The following is a 26,825-nucleotide window of genomic DNA, read 5'->3' as shown; positions in this document are numbered from 1 at the left end:
TCTACTGCATGAATCTGCAATAGAAACGCTCCAGCTGAACCGGGAATTCCGGCACCTTCCTCTTACCGGCTTATCTGCGGTAAAAGGTGAAGGTGCCGTTTTTCATTTTTTTCTCAATCCATTTCAGCAGAAAAACCCGGTACAGCGGCCGGGTCAGCGGAAACACCAGCGAAAATCCGACGATATCCGTCACAAAGCCCGGCAGAATCAGCAGCAGGCCGCCAAAAAAAATGCACAAGCCGTCCAGCATGGTCCGCCCCGGTACCCGGCCCTCCTGCATCTGTGTTCTGCTGTCGAGCAGCACCTTCTTGCCTTCGAAACGCATCATCAAGAAACCGATCACAGAGCTGGCCAGCATGAGCAGCATTGTCTTGGGTGCTCCGAGAAAACCTGCCACATAAATAAACCCGAATAATTCCACGGCCGGGATAATGAATAATGCAGCCCACAGCCATTTGTTCCTGATCATACTGCTCCTCCTTCTTCCCTAAGCGCCAAGGTTATGGCGTAAAACAATTCCGGAAGTATCCGGTCCAGTCTAACTGGCTTCCAGTCCATATTCAGCCACACGTGGCTGGTTGAACCGGCAACGAGCAATTCACCAGGCAGCTTATCAAGATATACAGGCCCGGCTGTAAGCGCGGAAGAATCAGGTTCACCCGTTTCCGGCTCCGCCAATCGGCGGATTTCATATTCGTATACGACCCGCAGTGCTGAAAAAGTGGTCAGGCGCGCATACACAGCGACAAGATCATCATATCGCGCCGGACTTTTAAATTGCAAATCTGCAGCCGTGACTGGCAGAAGCACACCCATATTTTCCAGTGTACGGTAGGCAAAGCCAAGCCCCCGGAACATTTCTGTGCGTCCGCTCTCAAACCAGCTCAAATAATTAGCGTGATAGACCACACCCATCTGGTCTGTCTCCTGATAGCGGACACGGAATGAAGTAGCATGCCAGCGGCTGGCCAATCCCGGATTACGTGATCCCATAAATACTTACCCCTTTCTAAGCAGAAACGGCTGCTGCGTTTTCATCTTCTCTATAGGAATGTTATTTGTTACAGTGCCTCCTAGAGGCTTGCTCCTTCAGATGCAACCGGCCGCGGAACATTTCTTCGCGAGCTTCGAACGACGTAGAAAATCAAAAGTGCACCCGCCGCAGAACTGATCATACAGGACAAATTCATTAGCCACACACCACCCTGGTCCAGTAAAATCCCGTTCAGCAGATTGCCCAGAATCCCCGCAAAACCGGAGAAAACGATGTTGAACACACTTTGGCCGGTAGCCTGCATCTCAGGCAGCGTGATGTGCGATACATATTCCACCGCGGCGATGTAAAAGAGTCCGAAGGACACACCATGCAGTACCTGAACACCAATCATTACCGCAGGGGCCGGAAAAGCGAACTGGATTCCCCACCGCAGCACATAGATCAGCGCACCCAGCAGCAGCGTGCGCTCCCTCCCCAGCTTCCGGATGATCTTGGAGGCAAACAGCATGGAGGGGAAGTTCGTGAACGAAGCGATGAACAGCGCGATCCCCGCATGGCTGGTCGAGCCTCCTACCGATTGAAAGGCAATCACAAAGTAGGTACCGAAAGCTGTCATGGTCTGGTTGACCAGAAAGCTCCCGCCCAGAAAAGCCAGAAAGATCTTATTGCCCAGCAGATTTTTGATTCCTTTGGAGAACGACTGGCTCATCATCCGGTTCTCTTCTGCCTGCTTGGGCAGGGTGAACGCAATAATAACCGCGACACTGTTCAGAATCAGAAATGGCAGCCAGATCGTGGATACAGAAAAATGTGACACATACTGCGACCCGGCATAGGCCCCTACGGCCGCTCCTATGCTCAGCATCATCCGGATGCTCCCGTAAGTGGAACCTGCCTGATTCGCCGCTACAATGGCGTAGGAATCGGCGATAGGAGCCTGTGTAGAGGAGAAGATGGTAGATACGGTATAGACCATCAGCAAAACAATGAAATATTCCGACTGGTAAAAAACCGCCAGTACTGCAGGTACGGCCACACTGAGAATCAGCACCAGCCGTGCCTGATTATAGCGGTCTGAGATTACGCCCCACAGGGGCTGAATACAGATAGCAATCAAGGTTCCCGTCGCCATCAGCATTCCGATCCGGCCGCTGCCGAGTCCATTGTCTTTTAGCAGTAGTGTAAGATACGAGCCAAATGAGCCGCCGGCAAGTCCCAAAAAAAGATAAAACCCGCGCAGCTTCAATAATTTATCCATTTGTACGATAAGTCCTCTCTATTCCTTTTTAACGGAATACCCATACTTTATAAGTCTACATCGCATTAAATAGAGCAGCAGACCTAACTTCTCATATTGGTAAAAGGCGGTGAAACTGTGAGCAAAGCTAATCTTTCAAAAGGTACACGGCCTTGTATTACGGATAAATCCCATGCAGGCAGAGCCCAAAGCACCGGTTTTGGCTGGACCTCCGGCAACTGGAGCGGGTATGCCATCTCAGGCAAAAGGGCTTCCTTCCGGCGGATTTCCGGTGAATGGACGGTTCCTTTTGTCAAACCCACTTCCAGCCCCACCTATTCCTCTGCCTGGATTGGAATCGACGGCTTCAGGAATAGCAGTCTGATCCAGACAGGAACCGGTCACGAATCCATAAACGGAGTTCTACACTACTATGCCTGGTGGGAAATTCTGCCTGCAGCAGAGACTGTAATCCCGCTTCCTGTTTCTCCGGGGGACCACATGCGGGCTTCCATCGTCAAGCTTAGCAGCGGCAAATGGCGAATTACACTCTGCAACCTCAGCAAAACCTGGACTTTCCGTACTGTTCAGCGGTACTCCGGTCCGCAAACCTCTGCCGAGTGGATTTTGGAAGCGCCCCAGGTAGGAGGCAGCATCGGGGGACTGGCCAAAATGTCGCCCACCCGGTTCTTTTGCTGCCGGGTGAATGGAAAAAGTCCAAAACTTACGCCTGCCGACGGCGGAATCATGGTTCAGAATAAGGCTACTGTAGCTATTCCTGCCTGCGCAAATGCAAGCGGGGATGCCTTTATCGTCAAACGCGTCTATCGTAAAGGGAAATCTCTGATTCATTCCAGAAGCCCTATTTTTGTCCGATCTTAATGTACTTCCCCCAAAACTCTCCATTCAATATATAACATCCATATTAATAAAAAAAGCAATGGCGTCTTGCACCATTGCTTTTTGGGGATTCAATCATACATGGCTGAGACAGATTCCCGAAGACTAGTCAGCAGGGATCGTGTCTACTTTTACCAGGTTAGTGGAACCGGAACGTCCAAGTGGAATACCGGCTGTAATGACAACCAGATCTCCAGCTTTCACCAGGCCGGATGCTTTACCGCCTTTAAGAGCAGTTTCGAGCAACTCGTCTGTCGAAGTAGCTTCCAGTCCGTGAACCGGAGTTACACCCCATACGAGAGCCAGTTGACGCATAGTTCTTTCTTGTGTTGTCACAGCGATAATCTGTGATTTCGGACGGTATTTGGAAACCACGCGTGCAGTGTGGCCCGTTACAGTCGAAGAAATAATAGCCTTAGCATTCAGATCCAGAGCGGAGATCGCAACGGATTGGCTGATTGCTTCAGTTACAGTAGTTTCTTGAGCGATTTGCTGCTTCATGAAAATTTCACGGTGGTTCAATGCAGATTCAGCCTTCTCAGCAATGCGGGACATGGTGAGTACGGATTCTACCGGATATTTCCCGGCAGCTGTTTCACCGGACAGCATGATTGCATCGGTTCCGTCGAAGATTGCGTTCGCTACGTCACTCGCTTCGGCGCGGGTAGGACGCGGGTTGCGCTGCATGGAATCCAGCATTTGTGTAGCAGTGATTACCGGTTTGCCGGCAATGTTACATTTTTGAATCATCAATTTTTGAGCCAAAGGCACATCTTCAGCTGGAATTTCTACACCAAGGTCACCACGGGCAACCATTAGGCCGTCTGAAGCTGCCAGGATTTCGTCAAGGTTGTCAACACCTTGCTGGTTCTCAATTTTGGAGATGATTTGGATGTGGGAAGCGTTGTGCTTCTCAAGCAATGCACGAATTTCCAGAACGTCGCTGGCTTTGCGAACGAAGGAAGCGGCGATAAAATCGATGTCCTGTTCAATCCCAAAAATGATATCATTGGTGTCTTTTTCCGTAATGCCCGGCAGGGAGATTGCAACTCCTGGTACGTTAACGCCTTTTTTGCTCTTGATCGTACCGCCGTTAACAATGCGGGTCTTGATTTCTGTGCCTTGAACGTCAACAACGGTAAGTCCGATTAGGCCGTCGTCGATCAGGATAGTGGATCCCACTTGAACATCGTTAGGCAGGTCGCTGTATGTGATGGAAATACGGTTTTGGTCGCCAAGGATTTCTTCCGTAGTCAATGTCAGATACTCGTCCTGAACCAGTTCAATCGGTTCTACTTCCAGCTTGCCTGTGCGAATTTCTGGTCCTTTGGTGTCGAGCAGGATAGCAACGGTTTTGCCAAGTTCTTTGGAAGCTTGACGGATCGTTTTGATCCGGTTGCCGTGCTCTTCAAAATCGCCGTGGGAGAAGTTCAGACGGGCTACATTCATACCGGCCAAAATCAATTTTTTGATATTCTCCAACGATTCACTAGCAGGACCAATCGTACATACAATTTTACTTTTCCGCATTAGGTTTTCCTCCGTTTTTTCGTTCTCTCTGTCTCACTTTTTCCAACTACAAAATCTACTATAAGGCATGCAATCTGCATAGGAACTTTGTCACATGTACCTTTTACTGCACCCTTATGAATATTACTGCAACTTGGACACAAAATCAATGTTGCAGCGACTTTTTACAGTAAATTTACTCCGGATTTTCAAAAATGGGCAACAAAATAAAAACAACCCCGGAGCGATCACAGGGTTGTTCTGATGGTAATAAATGTATACGGCTGCCCGTCCAGATCGAAGGCTGCCAAATCCCGATTTATGTCTAAAAGTGCAAATGGAAACTCATAATTAGTCGACGATTTGCACTTCGGCCTCAGCACTGATCAGCTCAGCCTCGGCTTCGGCAAACACACCAATTTTGCGGAATTTAAGGTAACGGTCCTCCTTGAGCTCAGCGCAGTCCATTCCCGACAACTCCTGCAAATGTCGCCATAAGGCATCCTTGATCGCCGCAGCGGTCTCTTCGTAGTCACGGTGAGCTCCGCCTCTAGGCTCAGGAACGATCTCCTCAATCACTTCCATCTCCAGCAGATCGGCCGCTGTAATCCTCATGGCTTCCGCAGCCTGCTCCGCCTTGGAGGCGTCCTTCCACAGAATCGAAGCCGCGCCATTCGGAGAAATCGCTGAATAGATGGCATGCTCCAGCATCAGGACGCGGTTGCCCACCGCCATAGCCAAAGCCCCGCCGCTGCCGCCTTCGCCAATGATTACACAAATAACGGGTACCGCTAACTGCGACATTTCATACAGATTTCTCGCAATAGCTTCCGACTGCCCTCTTTCCTCTGCCGTATTGCCGGGGTAGGCCCCCTTGGTATCGACAAAGGTAATGACCGGACGGCCGAACTTCTCGGCCTGCTTCATTAGCCGCAGTGACTTGCGGAACCCTTCCGGGTGGGCACTGCCAAAGAAACGCAGAATATTCTCCTTCGTATCCTTGCCCCGCTGCTGGCCGATCACCGTAACGGGAGTCCCGTTCAGCTTGGCAATTCCGCCAACTACGGCGAGATCATCTCCGAACAGGCGGTCTCCATGCAGCTCAATAAAGTCGGTAAAGATCAGGCTCATCAGATCCATTGAAGTCGGACGGCCGTGATGCCGGGCCAGATGCATCTTCTGGGACGGCGAAATGTTAGAGTATATTTCATCTTCAAGCACACGGTAGCGTTCTTCAAGACGGGCGATTTCATCGCTGAAATCAATCCCTTTTTCTTCGCCGAACTGATTCAGTTCGGCAATTTTCTTACGCATTTCTAACAGAGGCATTTCAAAAGGCAACTCTCCCGCCAACCTAAAAGCCCCCTTTCACATCGTGTAAATCCAGCAGCTTGGCAAGGGTTGCACGCATTTCCTTACGGTGCACCACCAGATCAAGCTGTCCATGCTGCAGGTTGAATTCAGCAGTCTGGAAATCGTCCGGCAGCTTCTGGCGGATCGTCTGCTCAATGACAATCCGTCCGGCAAAGCCGAAAACCGCTCCTGGTTCGGCGATGATAATATCACCCAGACTGGCAAAGCTTGCCGATACACCGCCCGTTGTCGGATCGGTAATCACGGAGATATACAGCCCGCCAACCTCACCAAATCTGGCAAGCGCGGCACTGGTTTTGGCCATTTGCATCAGACTGAGGATGCTCTCCTGCATCCGGGCACCGCCCGACGTGGAGAAAATCAGCAGCGGCAGTCTCTTCTCAGTGGCTTCTTCCACCGCACGGGTAATCTTCTCGCCGACTACCGAGCCCATGCTGCCGGTAAAGAACTCAAAGTTCATCACAGCCACAATTACAGGATGGCCGTTAATGGTTCCCTGGCCTGTGATGACAGCTTCAACCTGTCCCGTTTTTGATTGCTGCTGTTCCAGCTTAGAAGCATAGCCGGGAAACTGCAGCGGGTCCACAGAGGCCATTTCACTATCAAACTCAATAAACCCTTCAGGGTCCAGCGTCATTGCGATCCGTTCGGAAGCGTTCAGGCGCATATGGTAGCCGCAGGAAGGGCATACCTTCAGGTTCTTCTCCAGCTCCTTGCTGTACTGGATCGTTCCACATTTACTGCACTTGCTCATTAGCCCCTCGGGAATCTCCCGTTTGGGCCGTTCGCCTTCCGCCGATCCGCCGGTCCGCTCCACACGTTCTGAAGGAATGGTCGCGTACTTCCGTTTTTTCTGAAATAAATCTTTGAACAAGGGTCGCACCTCTTCAGCCGTTTATTTGCGTATACAGCAGCATGCCGCTGTTATGACTGTAATCTAAATGTTATCTCAGGGATGCAGAATCAGATTAAGGACTTCCTGCACTTCCTCAAGCTCACCTGAAGGAACCAGAATCTCAAACTGCTGCTTGGACATATTAATCGGACGGCATTTTATCAGAAATCCTTCTTCCGCAAGCTTGCTCTGAATCATATCCGCCACTCTGGCGGTCGGCGCTATATAGATTACCGTCCACATGCCCTGCAAAGCCTCCCTAATCTTAATTCCCAGCCGTATCCCGTATAATGGAATCATGATAACACAGTTTTCTTTTTTCCCGCAACAGGAGCAGAGCGATAGAATTCAGACCAGGGGGCATCATCCGGCGTTTCCCGTGCAGGTAATTATTCCGTCCCGTTGATGTGGGGATATACCTTTGCTCCTTCGTGCCGGTGAGCGATTCTTGCTGAAGCTGCCGCTGCAATTCCGGCGACAAGATCATCCAGAAAAACGTGGATGCTCCCTTTATCATCGTTCAATTTCCCGATAATTCCCAGCTTTATTTTGTCAAGATATCCGAAACCTGTCAGCCCGATCATCCCATATACGCCCGTAATGCCGAGTGCCAGCGTCTCATCTGCACCGTAAAGCGATTCATCGGCTTCCAGTACCGCCTGCAGCGGCTGGGGAAGCAGACGTTTTTCCGCCAGTTCATCCAGCGCAACACCGGTCATCAGCGTGTACTGGACCTCTCTTTTGCCGAGCACTGCCTTGACACTGGACAGACACTCTTCCTCTGTTAAATCCGCATAATAAGCCGATTGCAAAATATATACGATCTCAGCAATGGACGACAGGGATACTCCCCTGCGCTCCAGCAGCTCTGCTGCCATTTGATAGGACATGATGACCTTCCCCTTTCCGCACGGGCCTTGCCCTGTGGTTTCCTAATGTATGCGGAAAAGGGCGGAAATGTTCTTATTTTATTCGGACGGTCCCGGTTCCCATCATCGCCTCGATAGCTGCAACCAGCTCATCGGAGGGCTTAATCCGGTAGCCGTCGCTGAGCGCCAGCAGCTTCTGGTTCCGCTCATAGAACAGCAGGGTGTCAGCCGGGCCAGGGTGGGTCTGCAGCAGCGCCTGGAGACGTGACAGGAGCGCTGGATTCTCAGCAACTGGCGTGATCTTGATAAAGACACGCTGGCCGCTGCCCGCTGCCCCGGAGTCCCGGGCAGCGGCCTCTCCGGCGGCCGGGCCGGGCTGGCCGCCGGGTCCCTGCGCCGGACGCGGGGCGGCGCCTGCAGCCGCGCCCGGCGCTGACGCAGCCGCAGGCGCAGCAGCGGCTCGCGGCGCTGCAGTAGCCGGCGGGGCCCCGGCTGTGGCCGCCCGGCCGGGGCCTCCGGCCCGGGCGGCGGCTGCGCTGCGGCGCTGCAGCAGGCCGCGGAGCGTGTCCGCGCCAAGCGGCGCGACCTCTTCGGCCAGCAGCTTGAAGCCCTCGTCTTCCTGCTGCACCTTGGCGCGCAGGGCCAGCAGAGCGCCCTTCACGATCAGGGCGCGGCTGCGTTTCCAGACCTCAGGGAAGAGTACGACCTCGCAGCGCTCGATCTGGTCTTCCCATTCCACGAAGGCCATTGCCTTGCCCGCCTTCGTGGTGATTTCCTTGACGGACACGACCATGCCTGCGGTCACGGTCTGGCTCTCATCCGCGGCTTCGCCCAGATCCATGAGCCGCTGCATGCCCGGCTCCTCAAGCAGCTCTGCGGCATCGTCCAGCGGATGCCCGGACAGGTAGAGCCCGAGCAGCTCGCGCTCCAGCTCCAGCTGCTGGGTAACCGTGAAATTTGGAATATCCGGGTAGCGGATTTCCCAGTTCGGCGTTTCTATCAGATCGTCGAAGAGCTGAATCTGCAGTTCGTCGCGTTCCTTGCGCCACTTCAGCGCGGCATCCACAGTCTCGTCCAGCATGGCAAGCAATTGGGCGCGATGGCCTGGAAGCCGGTCGAATGCTCCAGCCTGCAGCAGGGACTCCACCACCCGTTTGTTGCAGACACGAAGATCCACACGGCGGCAGAAGTCGAGCAGGCTGTCAAACGGCCGCTCCTTGCGGACCTCCATAATATTCTCCACGGCCAGGGTGCCGACATTCTTGACGGCTGCCAGTCCAAAGCGGATATGCCCTGCACCTTCGCCCGGGACGGGAGTGAACAGCACTCCGCTCTCGTTGACATCCGGAGGCAGCACACCGATACCGCTGCGGCGGCATTCCAGTACATATTCCGCCACCTTGCGGTGGGTGCCCATCACAGCCGTCAGCATGGCTGCCATGAACTGGACGGGATAATGAGCCTTGAGATAGGCCGTCTGGAAAGCCAGCACGCCATAGGCCGCTGCATGGGCGCGCGGGAAGCCGTAGTTGGCAAACCGTACAATCATGTCATAGACAGCATTGGCATCCGCCTCTGTATAGCCCTGCTGGAGGCTGCCCTGCACGAAATGGCCGCGCTCCTTGTCAAGCGTCTCCCGCTTCTTCTTGGAGACCGCCCGGCGCAGCAGGTCCGCTTCTCCGAGCGAAAATCCTGCCATCAGCGAGGCGATCTGCATGATCTGCTCCTGATAGACGATGATGCCGTAGGTATCATCCAGGATCTGCTTCAGATCGGCATGCGGATACTCCACTTCGATCTGGCCATGCTTGCCTGCGATATATTTAGGGATGAACTCCATCGGACCAGGACGGTACAAAGCCACCACCGATACGATATCCTCGAAGCCTGTAGGCTTCATATCTTTAAGAACACGCCGTACGCCTGCAGACTCCATCTGGAAGACCCCGGTGGTTTCTCCTGCGCTCAGCATCTCATAGGTTAGAGGATCATCATCCGGAATGATGCGGAAATCCGGAGCACTGCCGGTCATTTCCGTAATCCAGTTCATGCTGCGCTCAATAATGGATAGCGTGCGCAGCCCCAGAAAATCCATCTTCAGCAGACCCACACTCTCCAGATGCTCCATGGAGTACTGGGTTAGCGCTGTGCTCTCATTGCCAGCCTGAAGCGGTACGGCATCGGTCAGGGGCCCCTTGGAGATCACCACACCTGCCGCATGGGTCGATGCATGGCGGGGCATACCCTCAACCTTCATCGCCATATCAAGCAGACCTTTGATTTTCAGATTGCTGTCATAGAGCGCCTTCAGCTCCGGTGCCCCCTCCAGTGCCCGGGTGATGCTGATTCCCAGCTGCCCCGGAATCAGCTTCGCCGCTTTGTCCACCTCGTTATAGGGCAGATTAAGCGCCCTTCCCACATCACGCACTGCCGCTCTGGCAGCCATCGTTCCGAAGGTGATAATCTGCGCCACATGCTCTTTGCCGTATTTATCCACCACATAAGCGATAACCTCATCCCGGCGCTCGTCGCTGAAGTCGATATCAATATCCGGCATCGTAATACGCTCGGGATTAAGAAACCGCTCGAAGAGCAGGTTGTACTTTAGCGGGTCCACATCAGTAATCCGCAGGCAGTAGGCGGTCAGGCTGCCTGCGGAGGAACCTCTTCCCGGACCTGTAACAATCCCGTTGCGATGGCAAAAGGCAATGAAGTCCCATACGATCAGAAAATAATCGCTGAACCCCATGTTCTCAATCACGCCCAGCTCATAAGCCAAGCGCTTCCCGGCTGCTTCCTTCTCTTCTGGCGAAGACCAGCGCGGCGTATCCGCATAGCGGGCTTCCAGCCCGCTCCAGCAGAGCTCACGGAGATAGGCGGCAGCATCCATGCCTTCTGGCAGCGGAGAATAGGCCGGCAGGATATGCTCGCCAAAGGTCAGCTCCAGATTGCACTTCTCGGCGATTTGGAGTGTGTTCGCCAGCGCCTGCGGCACATGCGGGAACAGCGCGGCCATTTGCTCACCGCTCTTGAGGAATAGCTGGTCGGTTCCAATCTTCAGACGCTCCTCGTCATCAACGGTCTTCCCGGTGCCGATGCAGATCAGCACATCCTGGACCTCGGCGTCCTCTTTGGCCAGATAATGGACATCATTCGTGGCTACCAGCGGGATGCCGCATTCAGAAGCAAGGGCAATCAGTTGCGGGTTCACCCGCTTTTGCTCGGGAATCCCGTGATCCTGCAGCTCCAGATAGAAATCCTCGCCAAAAATCTCCTTGTACCGCAGCGCCGCTTTGCGTGCCTCTTCTTCGCGTCCATGCAGCAGATGCTGCGGGACCTCACCGCCAAGACAGGCGCTTAAGCAGATGATACCCTCGGCATGGGCGGCAAGGGATTCCATATCAATGCGCGGCTTATAATGCTGGCCCTCCAGATGGCCGATGGACACCAGCCGCATCAAATTTTTGTATCCGGTCTCATTCTTCGCGAGCAGGATCAGATGGTAGATCGGCTGATCCTTGCGGCTGCCCCGCTCACGGCGCGAGCCTGCGGTCAAATAGGCTTCACAGCCGATGATCGGCTGGATACCGCTGGCCTTGCACGCTTTATAAAAGGGGATGGCCCCATACATTACTCCATGATCCGTAAGCGCCAGCGATTTCATGCCGTATTCGCCGGCCCGGCGCACCAGATCTGTAATGCGTGCCGCCCCGTCCAGTAAACTGTACTCGCTGTGCACATGCAAATGCACGAAAGGGCTCATATCCCCACTTCCCTTCAGGTTCCAAAATCAAAACATAAGATGAAACTATTTTATCATATTCAAGGGGGAGCCGCCCATAGAATGAAGAAAGAGCACAAGGACAGGCTGAGTCAAGTACGGCCTGGTTCGGAAAGGGGCCTTTTTGTATGAATATTTTTTTGAGCAAAGCCGTCCTCGATTTCTTTATTGCTTTCGGGATTGTGCTGGGAGGAGCCATGCTGGGCGGCATGGGGGCAGTAGTCTCGCTGCAGCCGCCGACACAAACTATGCTGGACGTGGCCGACCGGATTAAGATCTGGGCACTTGCCGCCGCCGTCGGCGGAACTATCGACCCGATGCGGGTCATTGAGAGCAACATGCTGGGCGGCAATCTCTCACCAGCCATCAAGCAAGTTCTTTATTTAGTCTTCGCCTTTCTAGGCGCTCATATGGGCAGCGAGCTGATCAAATGGGTGTGCGGCAAGGGGTGAGCAGGATATGAGGGTTCCTCCCTTCCAGCGCTACCGCCGCTTTTCGCAGATTTCCGCCGTCTTTGTGCTGGGAATGGTTGTGGGAAGCGTCATGTATAACGCCATTTTTCATATGGGCTATAATGTGCTCTGGCTGAATAACCAGGCTCTCCGCGTGCAGATCGAGCAGTACCGCAAGGATATCCAGACACTCAAGAAATACAACAACACCTCTACTGTGATCCGGGAAATCAAATTGCGCACGGAGGAAAGCACAGGGAAAGAAGGCACTGCACCCCTCGATCCCGTCACCATGAAGGAAATTATCCGCAAAATGAGTACAGACCTTGAGCCGATGCGCGGGCGCAGCATGTTCGATATTGACACTGACGGCAAGCTGGCCCGGCTTCTTTTGGACGGCAAAATCTACATTGTGCGCGAGAAGGAATACGCTGTCCGCATCCGCACGATGCTCGTCATGGAAGGCGTACTGCAAATCTGGGTTGAAATCGGTCCTTATAGACGCAGCTGAGGACAATCATGGTACAATAGTTGGCAAAACACGGCTTTTACCATCCGGCTACAAAGGAGCTGCCTGTCCATGATTCTGTTCATCAAATATGTGCTGTTCATTCTGATGATGGTCTGTTTGATTGGTGCCGCCGTCTACAGCTTCTATTCCCGCAGAGCACAGGACCCGCTGGAAAAAGGAGTCAAACGCTCTATCATGAACATTCTGCTTGGCGCCATGCTGGTGTCGCTCTCCCTGATCTGTATGTTTGTGTTCCGCGGCTCCACGGTCAATGTAATTATCGAGGCAGTGTTTCTACTGATTGGGGCATTCAACATTTTTTCCGGGCTGCGAAGCTATGGATTCTACAAAGCTTGAAAAATGAAGAAGATACTCAGGAGGTAACACTGTGAAAATCGATGGATCCCACAGCAGGCTGGCAGCAATGCCGGATCTGGATCAGCCCTTAAGTGAAGTAACCGATCTGAATCTCTATGACAATATGTTCAGCAGCATTCCCGATGAGGTATTCCTGATGCACAATCTGGAAATCTTAAATCTATCAGTCAATAGGCTGCTGAGCATTCCACCTGAAATCCAAACCCTCTGCAAGGTCAAAATGATGGATTTCGGCCATAACCAAATCGAAACGGTTCCAGCAGAAATTGGAGAGCTGGCACAGCTGGAGGATTACCTCTATCTTCATAACAATCGTCTCCGCACCGTCCCTCCTGAAATAGGACAGCTGGAAAAGCTGAAATATTTGAACCTTAGCGATAATTCACTTACGGAATTACCTGCTGAGCTTGGCGGTCTTACCAGAATGGTCGAACTGCGGGTCATGAACAATCATTTAACTGCCTTACCCGAAGCTTGCGGAAAACTCGTTAACCTTAGGGAACTGCATCTCAAAAAAAACCGTCTCTCCGGACTCCCGGAGATATTTGGCGGACTGACGCTTCTCCGGGTATTGGATGCTGAAGATAATCAGTTGCTTCATGTGCCGGAATCTTTAACCGAATGTACCCGGCTGCGGAGGCTGAATCTGCGGAATAACCGGCTTTCCGGGCTCCCTGAGAGAATCGGACGATTGACGAATCTATTGGAGCTGGATCTGAGAAGTAATTATCTGATGGAAATCCCCGAATCTTTACTGGAAATCAAGGGGCTGGAACGCTTGGACCTGCGCTGGAATCAGGAGTTGACCGTTCCGGGCTGGCTGCGGAGGCTGGAGGACAACGGCTGTATCGTATATTTGTAATGGGTGGTATCGCAAAAAGACTATCTCCGGCCTGCGCACGGGATAGTCTTTTTAACAAGTATAGCAGGACTGACGTTTAAAAAGAGTCCATAGTTGAATCTAGTAGCACTCGCTTGTCTGCTTAACGGAAAACCGCGGCCATTAGCCATGATCTATCGACTGCAGTAGCAGCACCGCTTTGGCGACAAGAGTTTCCAAGTGGCTGATTTCGATTTCCATTTTGCAGGACCGGCGGCTAATCTCCAGCAGCTTCGGCATCACCATAATCGAGTGCTCGATTTGAACCGGACGGATAAAGTAGGTAGACATGTTATCGAGCACATAATCATTGCCCGTGATATCCTTGGCCGCCTTGAAGGCAGAGAGCGTCATCAATGTTGACAATACGCCTTCGGAGATAGTCCCCAGGTCCGTTGCCATCTGCGGGGTAATAAAGCCATGGAAAAACAGCTTCCCCTCCTCGTCCCGCTCATCGGCAAAGCCGTTCCAGATCAGATGATCGAAGGTTTCTCCGAGCTGAGGCTGGTTGCTGACGTCCCGCAGGCTCTGCAGCACCTCTCTGCGGGTCAGTGAGCCGACCAGCTTGCGGTTGCGGTCAACAATCGGCAGGAAGTCAATACCCTCCCACATCATAATCTGAGCCGCCGATGCCAGCGAGGTCTGAAGCCCGGCAGTAATCGGGCTGCGGATCATGGCTTTCTCAATACTCAACCCCTCGGCATGCTCCTCTACATCGCGGCGGCCCACGATCCCAATGACCCGGTTCCACTCATCCGTTACCGGGAAGCGCTGTTCCCCGCTGTCTAAGGACAGCTGACGGAGCTCGCCGACCGTACTGGAAATTTTGAGTGTGTTCAGGCGGGGCTTGTTATCTACGATATCTTCAACCAGCATAATTTTCTTCTTGATCAGCCGGTCAAAAATCGCCCGGTTAATCATCGATGCCACCGTAAACGTATCATGCCGCGAGGAAATCACAGGCAGATCCAATTCATCGGCCTGTGCCTTGACTTCACGGCTTGTCCCGAAGCCCCCGGTCACCAGCACCCCTGCTCCCTGCTCTAGTGCAAGCGAGTGCACATCCTCACGGTTCCCGACGATCAGCAGGCTGTCCGCATCAATATAGCGGATCATCGCATCCACCTTCATGGCGCCAATAACATATTTATGCAGATGTTTGTTCAGTCCATCCGCTCCGCCCAGCACATGGCCTTCTACGATATCAACCACATCCCCGAAGGTCAGCTGGTCGGAGATGTTGCGGGGTTTCTTTTCCACCCGGACGGTGCCGATCCGCTCCTTGGTAATGACGATGCCGAGGTTCTCGGCTTCCTTTACTGCACGGTATGCCGTACCTTCACTGACACCCATTTCCTTTGCCAGCTTGCGGACGGAAATTTTGGTCCCTACCTTCAGGCTTTCGATGTGTTGCAGCAGTTGTTCATGTTTGGTTATGTTATCGACTTGACCTTCCAACTGTTACACCCCCATGCTCCGATCTGTACTATTCTGTACCCATTATACACTTTTGGAACACAGGAGCACAACCGCTTGTCCGGGCATTTGGATGGCATGGATTGTCCAGTGGAAAACCTGATGTTCGCTGGGGGACCATATGAAAAATCCCCCGATCCCGCTGCTATAGCGGACTCAGAGGATGAACATATCTGCTATGCCGATACTCAAGATCTTTGCGACACTCTGGCCGGTTCATCCTTCCACTTGCTCTGCCACTGCTCCAGCTTATGCTTGCGGACAGCCTCCAGCCGTTTGTGCTTCTCTTCATCCACGCCGATAATGAAATGCAGATGTGAAGCAATGACCAGAAAGGCAAAAATACACCAGACGACACCGAAACCAAGCACCCAGCCAGGGCCGTTCTGAAAAGACAGCTGCGGCAGCGCGTAGAGCAGCATGGCCAGTGCCGCCAGCATGTAGATGACATGCTTGAATTTGTTTCTTTTTTTCATGAAGACCGCTCCTTTTCTCCCAAGAGTTGTTCAATTGAATCTATATCTCTACTCTATGAACCCGCTAACTGAATTATGAGACAAGTTATGAAAAAACATATGAAGTTGAAGTTTTGCTTATAGCAAGGACCGCCGTGTTATGAGATGATGGATGCATTCCAGGGAGGGATTTCCATTGAACAATGCATTTAACTATTCCGAGTACATAATCCGTAAAAAGGTATTCTCCATCATGGGAGCCAAACTGCATATCTACAACAGTTCAGAGGAGCTTGTGCTGTATTCGCAAATGAAGGCTTTCAAGCTGAAAGAAGATATTGCCATCTACAACGATGAGAGTATGACAACGGAACTGATGCGCATCAAGGCACGCAATGTCATTGATTTCAGCGCCACCTATGATGTGCATGACTCGGAGACTGGCGAACATCTCGGCGCACTGCGCCGCAAAGGGCTCAAATCGATTGTGAAGGATGAATGGATTCTGCTGGACAGCCACGATTCCGAAATGGGATTGATCAAGGAAGACAGCGCTCTCATGGCGCTGCTGCGACGTTTCATTACACTGATTCCGCAAAAATATAACATTGAGCTCAGGGACGTTACCATCCCTGCTTTCCGGCAAAACTTCAATCCCTTTGTCACCAAAATTATCGCCGACTTCTCCGAGGACCGCAAAGGCCTGCTTGACCGCCGTCTCGCTCTGGCTGCCGGGATTCTGTTGTGCGCGGTGGAGGGGAAGCAGGATTAGCCTACAGCTGCTGAAATTAGGTTGAAACTACAAAACGGGGGTCGTCCTCCAGCCGCATAGGCTGAAGGATGACCCCCGTTTTTTCATGATGGTGCAGCTATCATACAGGCTAAGAGATTATTGTGCCCCGCCGTACATTTGCGACAGGCTGTCTGTAATGATTTTATTCACATCCTCAATAACCACGCTGAGGCGTCGTTCCGCATCGAACAATCTGCGGATGCCCAGATTCAGGTTCAGCACCTCGAACAGCTTCTCCATCTTCTCCATTTCCTCCTGTGGAGGCATTTCTCCGCTCATCATCCGCTGCTGCAGCTCAATCTGGTTCTGACGGAAGTTATCGAGCATACGCTTGCTCTCCTGATCCGCTTCAATCACCTTCATTGCGCTTGCGATATCTGCGACCTCGCTGCTGTCTTTAATGGCACGCGCCAATTCATGCGCCTTGTCGATTACGTTCATATTAGTTCCTCCTAAAGTTTTGTGAGTATAAAGAATAGGTCAATCACCAAGGGTCAGATGTCTCCATATGATGAATGATATGTAACCCTAAAGATTCAATAGCCGGCATCATGCTGCCTACCGGAAGGAGATCCACGATGTCTAAGTTCAAGATCCCGGTCCAAACGGTCCACTCGGGCATCCTGCAGGAAAACGCTGTAATGCTTGGCGACAAATCCATGAAGAGGCTCAAAATACCGGCGCATGGTTCCATCCAGCTCACCTTCGGGTCATTGCGGCAGGAGGTTACCGTCATTCCGGTTCCCAAAACCGACAGTCTGCGTGTCAGTGAAGCACTGGCCCGCCGGCTCGGGCTCAGACAGCGGCTTACGCTCAATGTCTCCTACAGCTCGGGAAGCCGCACCTTGCGCCTCGGGCCGATGATCGGTGTACTGGTGAGCCGTGACTACCCGGATCATCCTGACCGTTTGTTCGGCCCGATCACCATGTTCTGCCGGGAGCTTACCAATGCCTGCCATGCGCAAGGCGCCTATGTCTATTTCTTCACCCCTGAAGCACTGGAATCGCGCAGCTCTTCCATTCAGGGCTGGGTATATGATGAGGGCTGGCGGAAGCTGAGTCTTCCTGTTGCCGATGTGATCAACAATCGGCTTACGACGCGAAAGGTAGAGAACAAACCTAGCGTACAGCATTTTCTGGCCGATGTAAAATCCCGCTATGGTACACATTTTTTCAATGAAAAATTTCTTGACAAGACAGAGGTGTTTGAAGCGCTGGCGCAAGATGCCACGCTGCAGAGATATTTACCGGAATCCCATGCCCTGAAAGGTTTTGCGGTGTTAAAGAAAATGTGCGGTACCTATAACAGTGTGTTCCTCAAACCAGTTCGCGGCAGTCTCGGCAAAGGGATTCTGCGCATTTCCAAGGAAGAGGGCGGTGGTTACCAGCTGTTATCCACTACCCCGCTGGGTACCCGCAAACAAAGTTATCCCAGCCTGACCAAGCTGTTCCAGTCCTTCGCTCCCAAGATGAAGACCACGCGTTATCAGATTCAGCAGGGTCTGAACCTGATGGAGCTGGGGCGGCGGCCTGTCGATTTCCGCGCCCTTGTGCAAAAGAACGGTACCGGCAAATGGGGCGTTACCTCCATTGTCGCCCGTACGGCTGGAAGCAATCATTTCGTCTCCAATCTGGCCCGGGGCGGGACGCTTAGCACTGTACGGGAAGCGATCACCAAGAGCAATCTGCCCTCTGGCGTAAAAGAGAGCTCGCAGGTCCAGCTGCCCCGGGCGGCTCTGGCTATCGCCAGAGGTGTAGAAACATACATTCCCGCGCATTTCGGAGAGCTGGGTATCGACCTCGCTCTGGACCAATCCGGGAGAATTTGGCTTTTGGAGGTCAATTCCAAGCCATCCAAGAACGACAATACCCCGCTGAACGATCAGAAGATCCGGCCTTCTGTGAAGCAAATGATTCTATATTGCCGCTATCTGGCCGGGTTATAAGGAGGACATCATGTCGGAGACAGCATTGGGGTTCCTGGGCATTATGACAGGGCGAAGCCATGGGAATCCCCCTATCGCAGAACCGGAGTTCTGCACAAGGCTGTGCCGGGCGGCCCCGCTGTATGATCTCCAGGTCATTGTGTTCCACCCGTATGGCGTAGCCAGTGACGGCCGAACCGTCAGCGGATATACCTGGGAGGATGGGCAATGGAAGTCTGTATGTACCTCTGCCCCGGATGTCCTGTACAATCGTTGCCTGATCACAAGTCCGCAGGAAAAAAGAGCAGCTTCCTCCGCCTTGGCCGCCCTTTCACGCTCCCTCCCCTGGTCGCGCGGAATTCCGGATAAATGGGGGGTCTACGAAATACTCCGGCGCAGCCGAAGAACTGCCGGACTTCTGCCCGAAACCCGGCTCTACAAGGATACCGGGGAGCTCGGAACCATGCTTGCGGAAAGAGAACAAGGCGTGTTCCTGAAGCCACGGGCCGGCTCGCACGGCAAACGCACGCTTCATGCTGTAAGGTTGCCCCGAAGCAAAGGCGGAGGCATTAGCCTTCGCGGACGGGATGGGGTGAACCTTCCTTTTCAACATGTGTTCGGCTCGCTGGATGAAGGTCTGGGCTGGGTCCAGGATTTCACCGGCTCGCGCCGCTATATTATACAGCCTTATCTGCAGCTGACAGACAGTTGCGGCCAGCCGTTCGATGTGCGTGTGCTTATGCAAAAGAACGGCCATGGCGCCTGGATGCTGACCGGCATGGCTGTTCGGCTGGGCAGACCAGATTCACTTACTTCGAATCTGCATGGCGGTGGGACAGCTGTCGCTCCGCTGCCGTTCCTGCTTGCAGAATACGGGAAATCCGGAGAAGAACTGCTGCAGGAGCTGGCCGCGGCAGCAGCTCTTCTGCCTCCCTTGCTGGAGGAGGCCTGCGGCAGACTCGGTGAGCTGGGTCTCGACTTCGGCCTGGATCCCGCCGGCAGAATCTATCTGCTCGAAGTCAATTCCAAACCAGGGCGCACGGTGTTCCGGCTGACGGGCGACCGCCGGGCTGCTAGGCTCGCCGCCGAGAACCCGCTGCGCTATACCAGGCATCTGCTGCTTACTTCAGCGGCGAACACCCGGGTGTTCGCCGCTGGACCGCTCCGTTATTAACGGGAGAATGAAATCAATGGTTCCTAAGGAGGATTCATAAATGGGTCTCACTTTTTGCAATGTTCATTTTACCAAGCAGCCCCAAAGAGTAGTCTACGTCTCGGGTGAACTGATGAGAAGCCTAAAACTGACCGGTAAGAAAAATATCCGCCTGCGGCTGGGCAAAGATGCGATCCCGGCGATGATTAAGCCGATCAAACGTGCCGGTAAACATCTTTTTCTCGCCTCGGGTGTAAAGAGTGCTATCAAAATTCCAAATTCCGGCGGCGTCTATCTGCGAAATTTGCAGAATGATGAAGTTCAGCTCGGTCCGCTTGTCGGCGTGTTGTCCGACGGTCAGTCTTCTTCGACACAGCCTTTTGGCTCCCGTACCGGCTTCATTAAACAGCTGCTGCGGGAAGGAAGCAACAAATGCTATATCTTCGCGTTTATGCCGCGGGACATTGACTGGCAGCAGGAGCAGGTCAATGGCTATTTCCTGAACGCCAGCGGTAAATTCGAACGCAAGCTGGTCCCGCTTCCGGATGTCGTCTACAACCGGCTCCCCAGCCGGAGAGCTGAGACTTCTCCCTACATCAACCAGCTACGTGAACGTTTTGGACGGAAGAAGATTCCTTATTTCAATTGGAGTTTTTTCAATAAATCGGATGTTTACCGGCTGCTTGAGAATGACAGCGCGGCGAGTCGCTTCGTGCCTGAAACACATAGCAACCCAAGCCCCGAGCAAATGCGGGATATGCTCGACCGCCATCATTTCGTATATTACAAACCTTCGGCGGGCAGCCTGGGGCACGGGATCTACCGGCTGACCTACCTGCCGAAGAAGGGCTACTTCGCCCGCTACCGGAAGAATGGTAAAAATGTGCTTCTGCGCTTCGCCAGCTTCGACAGCCTGATGCGGATGCTGCGGGGCCGGCACGGCCAAAGTCTGCAAAGCTATGTGGTGCAGCAGGGCATCCGGCTGATTGAAATTGACAGCTGCCCGATCGACTTCCGTTTTCACATGCACAAGAACGGCAGCAATCAGTGGGTTGTCGTCGGGATCGGCGCTAAAAAAGCCGGCCGGGGCAGTGTCACCACCCATCTTAAGAACGGCGGCGCACTGCTCACTCCGCAGCAGGCTCTAGGGCGTGTCTTCGGGGCTAGAGCCGACGAAGTACTGCAGCGGGCCAAAACAACGGCTGTCAAGCTTGCCGAATCTCTGGAGATACAGCATAGGCATCTGATCGGTGAAATCGGTTTTGACCTTGGCATTGACCAGGATGAGGACATCTGGATGTTTGAGGCAAACGCCAAGCCGGGACGCTCGATCTTTCGCCATCCTTCCCTGCGCGCTGAGGGCAAAGCTTCCGTCGAGCATATTCTGGAGCATTGTCTGTACCTCAGCAAATTCCGCAGGAGGGATGAATTGTGAACAGCCGAATTCCCGACCCCGGCAAACCTGTGATCGCCATTCTGACAACCAGCGACCGGCTGCGGCAGTTCCGCGGCAACCGCGAGAACTTCCGTGATATTATCCGTACCGGCAAGGAAATGGGATATTGGGTGTATGTCGTCACCGTCCGCGATCTGAAACTGGATGAGCGGGTGGTGAACGGCTACGTCCCCTCCCCCAGCGGCAAGATCTGGTACAGTACTCCCATGCCGCTGCCGCAGGTCATATATAACCGGATACCCAACCGTGAAGACGAGGAAAAAGCACCTGTCGCCCGCAAAATAGCAGAATGTCTGGAGCATCCTGAAATCCACCTTTACAATCCTAGTTTTTTTAATAAGTGGAATTTGTTTGAATGGTTGAAGGAATCACGTGCCACCTCTAAGCATGTGCCCAAAACAAGACGACTGCGCAGTGCAAATACGCTGGTTGCGATGCTGAAGAACCATGACAGCCTCTATCTCAAACCAGAGAACGGAAAAGCGGGCAAAGGGATCATGCGTCTGAAGTACCGCCTGGACACCAGCCTCCCTTTCCGCCTGCAAATTCAGAGCGGCAAAAAAAATGTGACCTATAAAGCAGCCTCCATTGAGCGTCTCTGGTCACGGATCGGACGGGAACGGGGAGGCTCACGCTACATTGTACAGCAGGCGATTGCGCTTGCTGCACACCGCGGCCGCCCTTTTGATCTGCGTGTGCTTCTTCAAAAGAACGGCAAAGGGGCCTGGGCGGTAACCGGAATCGGTGCACGGCTGGCGGGGGCCCGGAGCATTACGACCCATGTTCCGCGCGGGGGCAGCATTGAGGAGCCTGCCACCATGCTGGAAGGCACCTTCGGTACCGAGCGGACGGCAGCTATTCTGAAGAATGTCCCTACGACCGCACTGCTGATCGCCCGGCAAATTGAACGGGCATCGGAAACCCGGCTTGGAGAGATGTCCATGGATTTGGGTGTGGATGAGGAAGGCGGACTGTGGTTCTTCGAGGCCAACTCCCGTCCGATGAAATTCGATGAGCCCGCGATCCGGAAGCTGTCGCTCGAACGGATCTTTCACTACGGCCAGCATCTGTCCCGTCAGAGCAAGTAGCCTAAGAAATCCAGTAAAGGAAGTGACACACCATGCAGATATCCTCCATTTATGACACTGATCCGGTGCGGTGGAAAATCAGGCTGGCGGGTTTGCTGGAGTTCTTGAGGGAGCACGGTGAGCGGCGAATCACACTTCGCGGTTGCAGAGTGCTGGCCCGGCTCACACCGGAGCAGCTGTCACAGCCTGGTGTGTCTCTGCTGGTTGCCACGGTACGCGGCCAGAACGGACGACAGCTTGCCGGCGTCAGCTTCGTGTCCGGCTTCGGCAAGGATGCCAGCCTTGTTGCCGTCCATCCCTTGTACCGGAACCGTCATACCGGAACGGCGTTGCTGTCCGCACAGCTCGAACGCCTGGGCAGTCTGGAATGCACAGTAGCCTGCGACAATACGGCAAGCTTGAAGATGTGCTTCAATACTGGGCTTGTAGCGGTGGCTCTAAACGATGGCCCTACCGGCAAACCCACACTACTGCTCCGTTCGCCGTTTCTCCCAGGCAGCCCGTCCATAACTCTTCCACAAGAAGGTGAACTCCTGTGCCAGAACCCGTCTTAGGCATCCTTACGCTCTATTTGAACGAAGCGAGGCAGCTTGAAGAGAAAAGCGTATACCGGAGGATGATTATTGAAGGCAGCCGGATTGGCCTGGATGTCTTTGTTTTCACCCCCGCCGATGTTCATGCCAGCAAAGATCAGATTAATGCTCTCGTCTACGATGTGAAAAGCGGAACATGGTCGCGCAAATGGCGCTCCCTTCCGCATATGATCTATGACCGCTGCCGGATTCAGCGCAGTGAGCGGTTCCAGCAGCTGCTGCGCTTCCGCGCGCGGTACAATCATCTGACCTTCCTGAACCGGCCGCTGCGCAATAAATGGACCGTCCACCAGACGTTCTCCCAGCGGAGCCGCTTCCGGCAGCACATGCCGGAAACGTTACTGTATCAGTCCTCCGCTGACCTTCACCGGATGCTGAAATCCAGTCCGGTCGTCTATGTCAAGCCGATTAACGGCACAGGTGGACGCGGCATCCTTCGGATCGAACGGCAGGGCCAAGGCAAATCCCTCTACGATATCCAGGGACGCCGCCAGAGCCGGCAGATTATCGCGCCCCGGAAGGTGTCGCTGAGCCGCCTGGATTCCATTGTGCGCCAGTGGTGTCTCGGCGGACGCTTCCTGGTGCAGCAGGGTATCCCGCTGCGCCTACCGAGCGGACGCTACCACGATTACCGCATGCTTGTGCAAAAGAATGGCCAGGGCGTATGGGAGCTGACCGGCATGGCCGGCCGCGTGGGCGCCGCCCGCAGCGTCACCTCGAACCTGCACGGCGGCGGCCATGCCATCCGCGCTGAGATCCTGCTGAAGCAATGGCTCGGCAGCGAAGAAAAGGCCGGCAAAACCATGAAGACCGCAGAGAAGCTGGGCCTCGATGCCGCAGCCTTTCTGGAGGAGAGCTTCGGTGCCTTGTGCGAGCTGGCGCTGGACCTCGCCATTGACCGCGAGGGACACATCTACGTGCTGGAGGTTAACCCCAAGCCCGCCCGCGAGGTCTTCGCCCGCTCCGGCGACAGCGGCACCTACCGCAAAGCGCTGATGCGCCCGCTGGAATATGCAATGTGGGTGTATAAGAACAAGAACACGCCGAGTTCGGTAAAGAAGGTTGAGGAATAGAAGATGTTCTTCGACACAACAACAGCCCCTCCACAGGTATGCGGAAGGGGCTGTTGTGTGTGGATTGTGCTTTAATCAGCTTCAATCCATAACGGATTTAATGAAAATCAAATTAACCATCTAATAAATAAATATTCCCGACGCAGCTATTGATCGTGGATCAGTTTTGCAAATAGAGCATTTTGCATAATTCAATTTTCGATACAAAGTCATAGTCAGGCCAACATCCAAAGCTCCATTTTTGAGTTTTGGGTTGCAAATGGGCAGACGGACAGAATTTCAATGAATCTGAAATTTTTAAGCGGCGTTCTGTACTTGTTGCCTCGCGATGGCCAGAGCAGAGGCAAGTAACACAATCGCATTTAAATATTGGTGGGTAGTGACTTTTTGAATCCCCCAAACATGGAGTTGGTCTGCGGTTAAATAGGTCTTCATTCGAGAATTACATCGTTCCACACTGGTTCGTTTATTGTAAAGTTCCTTCCAGCCTCGGCTTTCCCGATGCGGCAGAGCATAACGCCGGAGATCCGTTTGACTGTTGACTTTAACCACCATGCCATAATTGGAGGACGAACAAGCAGCCATGCCCAAAGGACAATCCACTTGACCTGTCGCATGTGGACAACGTAAATGTACCTTTTCCTGTCCCCAATACGTCATGGGAAATCCCATTGAACAACAGGGCGTGCCTTTGCGGGTCATTCCTGCTGGCGGTTCCTTCTCATTCCGCGGATTCAGCGGAATGATGGCTTGGGCCTTGACGTTCCGGGCCGCCTCGTAGTTTTTCATTTGGTCATAGCCCGCATCCAGCATGAAGAATTTCGCTTTAGATCTCGCAGCGGCAAGCGTCATGAGCGCAGGCCCTTCATCTCCATCGTTCACATGGGCTCCTCGGGGTGAAGGATTTCTCAATTCTTTGGCGTAAGGTCGTAAGTCCAATGCACTGAAAAAGATGGGCAGTCGTTCTTTGGATTCGATTTTTTGAAGCTCTTCAAAGGAAAATAGACTTTCTTGGAGAATATACAAAAGGGGCTTCCTCCTCTTGAGTGTTTTGGTTTGGTCACCAAAAAACTTCTCCAAGTTGGGGTGAAGTCCTTTTTTATATCCAAAATCCCTTTGTGTAACAAGGGCTTGGATTATTGCAAAATGCTCAATAGAATAAAAAGTGGACACCCGTTAAGCGGATCTTCCCGGTAAAGATGTCATCTATCGTTTTTTGAATCAAGCTTTTTTTGCTTGGCGGTGCTTTTTGCAGACCTTAAGTCTTCAAACTGTGCAGGGCTCTTTGAATTGTTGGGTGACATGTTAGGCTACTACAATTCCAGTCGTCGATTACAGATGATACATATCAATAACACTGCCTCTCAGCAGGATCAACGTTTCACTTGTGCTCATGATTTAGGGCATGTCATTTTACATCCGAACGTGAACACTCCTTTTCTCCGAAGACTCACTCTTATTCTGTGGATTGGATTGAACGGGAAGCCAATCAATTTGCAGTGGAGTTGTTAATGCCGGTTTGAACATTTAAAGAAAATTCCTGATTTTGAATTATAAATATATCTAATTGTTATCACCGGGAAAGAAATACTTTTTTAATAGAACAGGCCACGGCATGCGACTTCCGTCGCATACCATAGCCTGTTTTTCAAAAGAGAATGCCTCAAATCCAGAGTATTTAAAGACCTGGTAATGGGTTAGTGATCTGTTACACTATTTCGATTGTTTTAATATGCCGGCATTTGGGAAAGCTGCTGCAGCCGTAGAATTAACCCTTTGAGAACCCTGTTGGATTTCGCCAGATCATACGCAGTCGCTGTATAATCGCTGATCGATACAACCCAAGCTTCCGACGCTCCATAATGCACTCTGGTTGCGGCACTTTTGCTCAGCATCCAACACAAGCCATCTTGGTTGGACAAACTGAATCAATAGTGCACATTCCTCCAACCACTTTGGACATAGTTCCACCTTTTCACGGTTATCATTATTTTTTTCTTTAAGTTCATCTGCTCGCTCCTCAAGAATTCAATGAATTAATTGTTCTGATACCTGCCTGAGTTGTGGGAGCTGAATGATAAAAAGTCACTTCAATATCCTTTTAATGTTAAAGCGTTTTAACAATATCAACAGATATTTTCTCTGTTTGAACTGCATGTGTGGCAAATCCATGTTTTAACAAATGGGGCCTTTTATAATAACTTAGCTACCCTCTGAAGGCTGAACAACCAACCCGTGTAAAAGAAAACGGAGGATTACATTAACGGAAAACACATTAATGTGTTTCAGGCTGTCGAGAAAGTCTCGACAGCTGAATATATTAATTTAAGATGACACCGCGTTAATGCCATACAATCTATTCATAGAACGGACGATAGAGCGAAGCTTCGCGGATGCTAAAGAGCTCCATGGGTTTCGCTATTGGTGTTTATTTTTATATTGAAAAAGTATTTTCCATTTAAAAGCAATTGTTTTCTTGCTTCTACATCATACTTTACTTCTGGATTAGTGTCTGACCAATATGATTCTTTTAACGATGTGCTGCTTTTTACTGCTCGAATTAAGTGTACCCTCTGCCTGTTTTCATATATTTTCAGTGCCTAGATTAATTTTATTTTTATTAGGCACAGTTAATCCTCCTCCCTTAAACAGAAATAAGTATGCAGTTAAAATTTTGTTTATATTCCTGCGACTGCATGGGAATATACGTATCCCACATTAGTATAAAATCCAATGCGTCGGAAAATCTAAGGTTGAAGAATAAGGAGGTGATAATATCTCAATGAATACGCCAACACTAGCGCCGCACGAATCGATGGAACTTCATGAAGCCTTAAACTTTAAAACACTCTGCCTCGCTAAGTCAAAACTTATGCAAGGCTTGGTCTTTGACCAAGAGCTAAAAGCCTTAATGCAGAAAGATGTAATTCAATCCATACAACAGATCGCCGAGCTGCAAACAATCTATGCAAGAGCTCCTTTCCAAGCGCCTGTTCCGAATAGCCCGACACCTATAACACATTAAAGGGG

At 52.3% G+C, this 26,825-nt stretch carries 27 protein-coding genes and 1 pseudogene; 14 read left to right on the top strand and 14 right to left on the bottom strand.

Features of this window, described 5'->3' with window-relative positions:
- Nucleotides 1-70 precede the first annotated feature (70 nt).
- From A3844_RS10530 to A3844_RS10520, 3 genes are all read right to left on the bottom strand, one after another.
- On the bottom strand, nt 71-469 hold the full coding sequence (locus tag A3844_RS10530) for an FxsA family protein (RefSeq protein ID WP_074084022.1): 399 nt from the start codon (nt 467-469) through the stop codon (nt 71-73).
- Complete coding sequence (locus tag A3844_RS10525; protein ID WP_074084059.1) at nt 466-993, bottom strand: acyl-CoA thioesterase; 528 nt, start codon at nt 991-993, stop codon at nt 466-468. The genes A3844_RS10530 and A3844_RS10525 overlap by 4 nt, the downstream gene beginning before the upstream one ends.
- Nucleotides 994-1,073: 80 nt before the next feature.
- The gene (locus A3844_RS10520) at nt 1,074-2,255 is read right to left on the bottom strand and encodes an MFS transporter (protein WP_074084021.1); all 1,182 of its coding nucleotides are present in this window, start codon (nt 2,253-2,255) and stop codon (nt 1,074-1,076) included.
- 117 nt (nt 2,256-2,372) lie between these two features.
- Here A3844_RS10520 and A3844_RS10515 point away from each other — a divergent pair, with 117 nt between their 5' ends.
- Complete coding sequence (locus tag A3844_RS10515) at nt 2,373-3,116, top strand: G1 family glutamic endopeptidase (RefSeq protein ID WP_074107361.1); 744 nt, start codon at nt 2,373-2,375, stop codon at nt 3,114-3,116.
- A gap of 123 nt (nt 3,117-3,239) precedes the next feature.
- On the opposite strand, the gene pyk is transcribed toward A3844_RS10515, so the two are convergent.
- The 6 genes from pyk to A3844_RS10485 all read right to left on the bottom strand — a co-directional run bounded on the left by pyk (nt 3,240) and on the right by A3844_RS10485 (nt 11,544).
- Nucleotides 3,240-4,664 (bottom strand): pyruvate kinase, encoded by a 1,425-nt coding sequence (gene pyk / locus A3844_RS10510; RefSeq protein ID WP_074084019.1) that lies wholly within the window; start codon nt 4,662-4,664, stop codon nt 3,240-3,242.
- A 330-nt stretch (nt 4,665-4,994) separates the two neighbouring features.
- On the bottom strand, nt 4,995-5,996 hold the full coding sequence (locus tag A3844_RS10505; protein ID WP_074107360.1) for an acetyl-CoA carboxylase carboxyltransferase subunit alpha: 1,002 nt from the start codon (nt 5,994-5,996) through the stop codon (nt 4,995-4,997).
- Between the two features lies 1 nt (nt 5,997).
- Nucleotides 5,998-6,891, bottom strand: a complete 894-nt coding sequence (gene accD / locus A3844_RS10500; protein ID WP_074084017.1) for an acetyl-CoA carboxylase, carboxyltransferase subunit beta — start codon at nt 6,889-6,891, stop codon at nt 5,998-6,000.
- A 75-nt stretch (nt 6,892-6,966) separates the two neighbouring features.
- Nucleotides 6,967-7,155: a glutamate decarboxylase gene (locus tag A3844_RS10495; protein WP_074084016.1), complete on the bottom strand. Its 189-nt coding sequence runs from the start codon at nt 7,153-7,155 to the stop codon at nt 6,967-6,969.
- A gap of 146 nt (nt 7,156-7,301) precedes the next feature.
- Entirely contained in the window at nt 7,302-7,802 is a 501-nt protein-coding gene (locus tag A3844_RS10490; protein ID WP_074084015.1) for a phosphatidylglycerophosphatase A family protein, read from the bottom strand.
- Between the two features lie 73 nt (nt 7,803-7,875).
- Nucleotides 7,876-11,544 (bottom strand): DNA polymerase III subunit alpha, encoded by a 3,669-nt coding sequence (locus tag A3844_RS10485; RefSeq protein ID WP_074107359.1) that lies wholly within the window; start codon nt 11,542-11,544, stop codon nt 7,876-7,878.
- 146 nt (nt 11,545-11,690) lie between these two features.
- Here A3844_RS10485 and A3844_RS10480 point away from each other — a divergent pair, with 146 nt between their 5' ends.
- The 4 genes from A3844_RS10480 (at nt 11,691) to A3844_RS10465 (ending at nt 13,765) form a co-directional block, all read left to right on the top strand.
- Complete coding sequence (locus A3844_RS10480) at nt 11,691-12,014, top strand: YtrH family sporulation protein (protein ID WP_074107358.1); 324 nt, start codon at nt 11,691-11,693, stop codon at nt 12,012-12,014.
- 7 nt (nt 12,015-12,021) lie between these two features.
- Nucleotides 12,022-12,525 carry a sporulation membrane protein YtrI gene (locus tag A3844_RS10475; RefSeq protein WP_074084012.1) on the top strand — a complete coding sequence of 168 codons (504 nt, stop codon included), beginning with the start codon at nt 12,022-12,024 and terminating at the stop codon, nt 12,523-12,525.
- Between the two features lie 69 nt (nt 12,526-12,594).
- Nucleotides 12,595-12,882, top strand: a complete 288-nt coding sequence (locus A3844_RS10470) for a YtpI family protein (RefSeq protein ID WP_074084011.1) — start codon at nt 12,595-12,597, stop codon at nt 12,880-12,882.
- A gap of 31 nt (nt 12,883-12,913) precedes the next feature.
- Entirely contained in the window at nt 12,914-13,765 is an 852-nt protein-coding gene (locus A3844_RS10465; RefSeq protein ID WP_074107357.1) for a leucine-rich repeat domain-containing protein, read from the top strand.
- 141 nt (nt 13,766-13,906) lie between these two features.
- Here A3844_RS10465 and A3844_RS10460 read toward each other — a convergent pair whose 3' ends face one another.
- A complete protein-coding gene (locus A3844_RS10460) occupies nt 13,907-15,241 on the bottom strand; it encodes a DRTGG domain-containing protein (RefSeq protein ID WP_074084009.1) in 1,335 nt (444 codons plus the stop codon).
- Between the two features lie 206 nt (nt 15,242-15,447).
- Nucleotides 15,448-15,735, bottom strand: a complete 288-nt coding sequence (locus A3844_RS10455; RefSeq protein WP_074084008.1) for a hypothetical protein — start codon at nt 15,733-15,735, stop codon at nt 15,448-15,450.
- A 175-nt stretch (nt 15,736-15,910) separates the two neighbouring features.
- On the opposite strand from A3844_RS10455, the gene A3844_RS10450 reads away from it, so the two are divergent.
- A complete protein-coding gene (locus tag A3844_RS10450; RefSeq protein ID WP_208619412.1) occupies nt 15,911-16,486 on the top strand; it encodes an LURP-one-related family protein in 576 nt (191 codons plus the stop codon).
- A gap of 117 nt (nt 16,487-16,603) precedes the next feature.
- Here the strand turns inward: A3844_RS10450 and A3844_RS10445 are convergent, their stop codons facing one another.
- The gene (locus tag A3844_RS10445) at nt 16,604-16,948 is read right to left on the bottom strand and encodes a YlbF family regulator (RefSeq protein WP_074084006.1); all 345 of its coding nucleotides are present in this window, start codon (nt 16,946-16,948) and stop codon (nt 16,604-16,606) included.
- A 137-nt stretch (nt 16,949-17,085) separates the two neighbouring features.
- Here A3844_RS10445 and A3844_RS10440 point away from each other — a divergent pair, with 137 nt between their 5' ends.
- From A3844_RS10440 to A3844_RS10415, 6 genes are read left to right on the top strand one after another with little or no spacing between them, the layout of a single operon-like run.
- Nucleotides 17,086-18,453 (top strand): YheC/YheD family endospore coat-associated protein, encoded by a 1,368-nt coding sequence (locus tag A3844_RS10440; protein ID WP_074102477.1) that lies wholly within the window; start codon nt 17,086-17,088, stop codon nt 18,451-18,453.
- A gap of 10 nt (nt 18,454-18,463) precedes the next feature.
- Nucleotides 18,464-19,606 carry a YheC/YheD family endospore coat-associated protein gene (locus A3844_RS10435; RefSeq protein WP_074107355.1) on the top strand — a complete coding sequence of 381 codons (1,143 nt, stop codon included), beginning with the start codon at nt 18,464-18,466 and terminating at the stop codon, nt 19,604-19,606.
- Between the two features lie 40 nt (nt 19,607-19,646).
- Nucleotides 19,647-21,020: a YheC/YheD family endospore coat-associated protein gene (locus tag A3844_RS10430; protein WP_074107354.1), complete on the top strand. Its 1,374-nt coding sequence runs from the start codon at nt 19,647-19,649 to the stop codon at nt 21,018-21,020.
- Complete coding sequence (locus A3844_RS10425) at nt 21,017-22,129, top strand: YheC/YheD family endospore coat-associated protein (protein ID WP_074107353.1); 1,113 nt, start codon at nt 21,017-21,019, stop codon at nt 22,127-22,129. The genes A3844_RS10430 and A3844_RS10425 overlap by 4 nt, the downstream gene beginning before the upstream one ends.
- Nucleotides 22,130-22,161: 32 nt before the next feature.
- Nucleotides 22,162-22,683, top strand: coding sequence for a GNAT family N-acetyltransferase (locus tag A3844_RS10420; RefSeq protein WP_074084001.1), 522 nt, complete (start codon nt 22,162-22,164; stop codon nt 22,681-22,683).
- Nucleotides 22,665-23,795 (top strand): YheC/YheD family endospore coat-associated protein, encoded by a 1,131-nt coding sequence (locus A3844_RS10415; protein ID WP_074107352.1) that lies wholly within the window; start codon nt 22,665-22,667, stop codon nt 23,793-23,795. The genes A3844_RS10420 and A3844_RS10415 overlap by 19 nt, the downstream gene beginning before the upstream one ends.
- Before the next feature lie 297 nt (nt 23,796-24,092).
- On the opposite strand, the pseudogene A3844_RS10410 reads toward A3844_RS10415, so the two are convergent.
- Nucleotides 24,093-24,683, bottom strand: a pseudogene (locus A3844_RS10410) (transposase); the annotation flags it as partial.
- Nucleotides 24,684-25,097: 414 nt separating this feature from the next.
- Between A3844_RS10410 and A3844_RS10405 the strand changes: the two are divergent.
- Nucleotides 25,098-25,307 (top strand): ImmA/IrrE family metallo-endopeptidase, encoded by a 210-nt coding sequence (locus A3844_RS10405; RefSeq protein ID WP_425270600.1) that lies wholly within the window; start codon nt 25,098-25,100, stop codon nt 25,305-25,307.
- 215 nt (nt 25,308-25,522) lie between these two features.
- Here the strand turns inward: A3844_RS10405 and A3844_RS32290 are convergent, their stop codons facing one another.
- A complete protein-coding gene (locus tag A3844_RS32290) occupies nt 25,523-25,690 on the bottom strand; it encodes a restriction endonuclease (RefSeq protein ID WP_143192064.1) in 168 nt (55 codons plus the stop codon).
- Between the two features lie 887 nt (nt 25,691-26,577).
- Between A3844_RS32290 and A3844_RS10400 the strand changes: the two genes are divergently transcribed.
- The gene (locus A3844_RS10400) at nt 26,578-26,820 is read left to right on the top strand and encodes a spore gernimation protein GerQ (protein WP_074083998.1); all 243 of its coding nucleotides are present in this window, start codon (nt 26,578-26,580) and stop codon (nt 26,818-26,820) included.
- The last annotated feature ends 5 nt before the right edge of the window (nt 26,821-26,825 follow it).

Source organism: Paenibacillus helianthi (assembly GCF_001909055.1).
Classification (GTDB): domain Bacteria; phylum Bacillota; class Bacilli; order Paenibacillales; family Paenibacillaceae; genus Paenibacillus_AQ; species Paenibacillus_AQ helianthi.
This window is presented reverse-complemented; position numbering and strand designations above follow the sequence as displayed.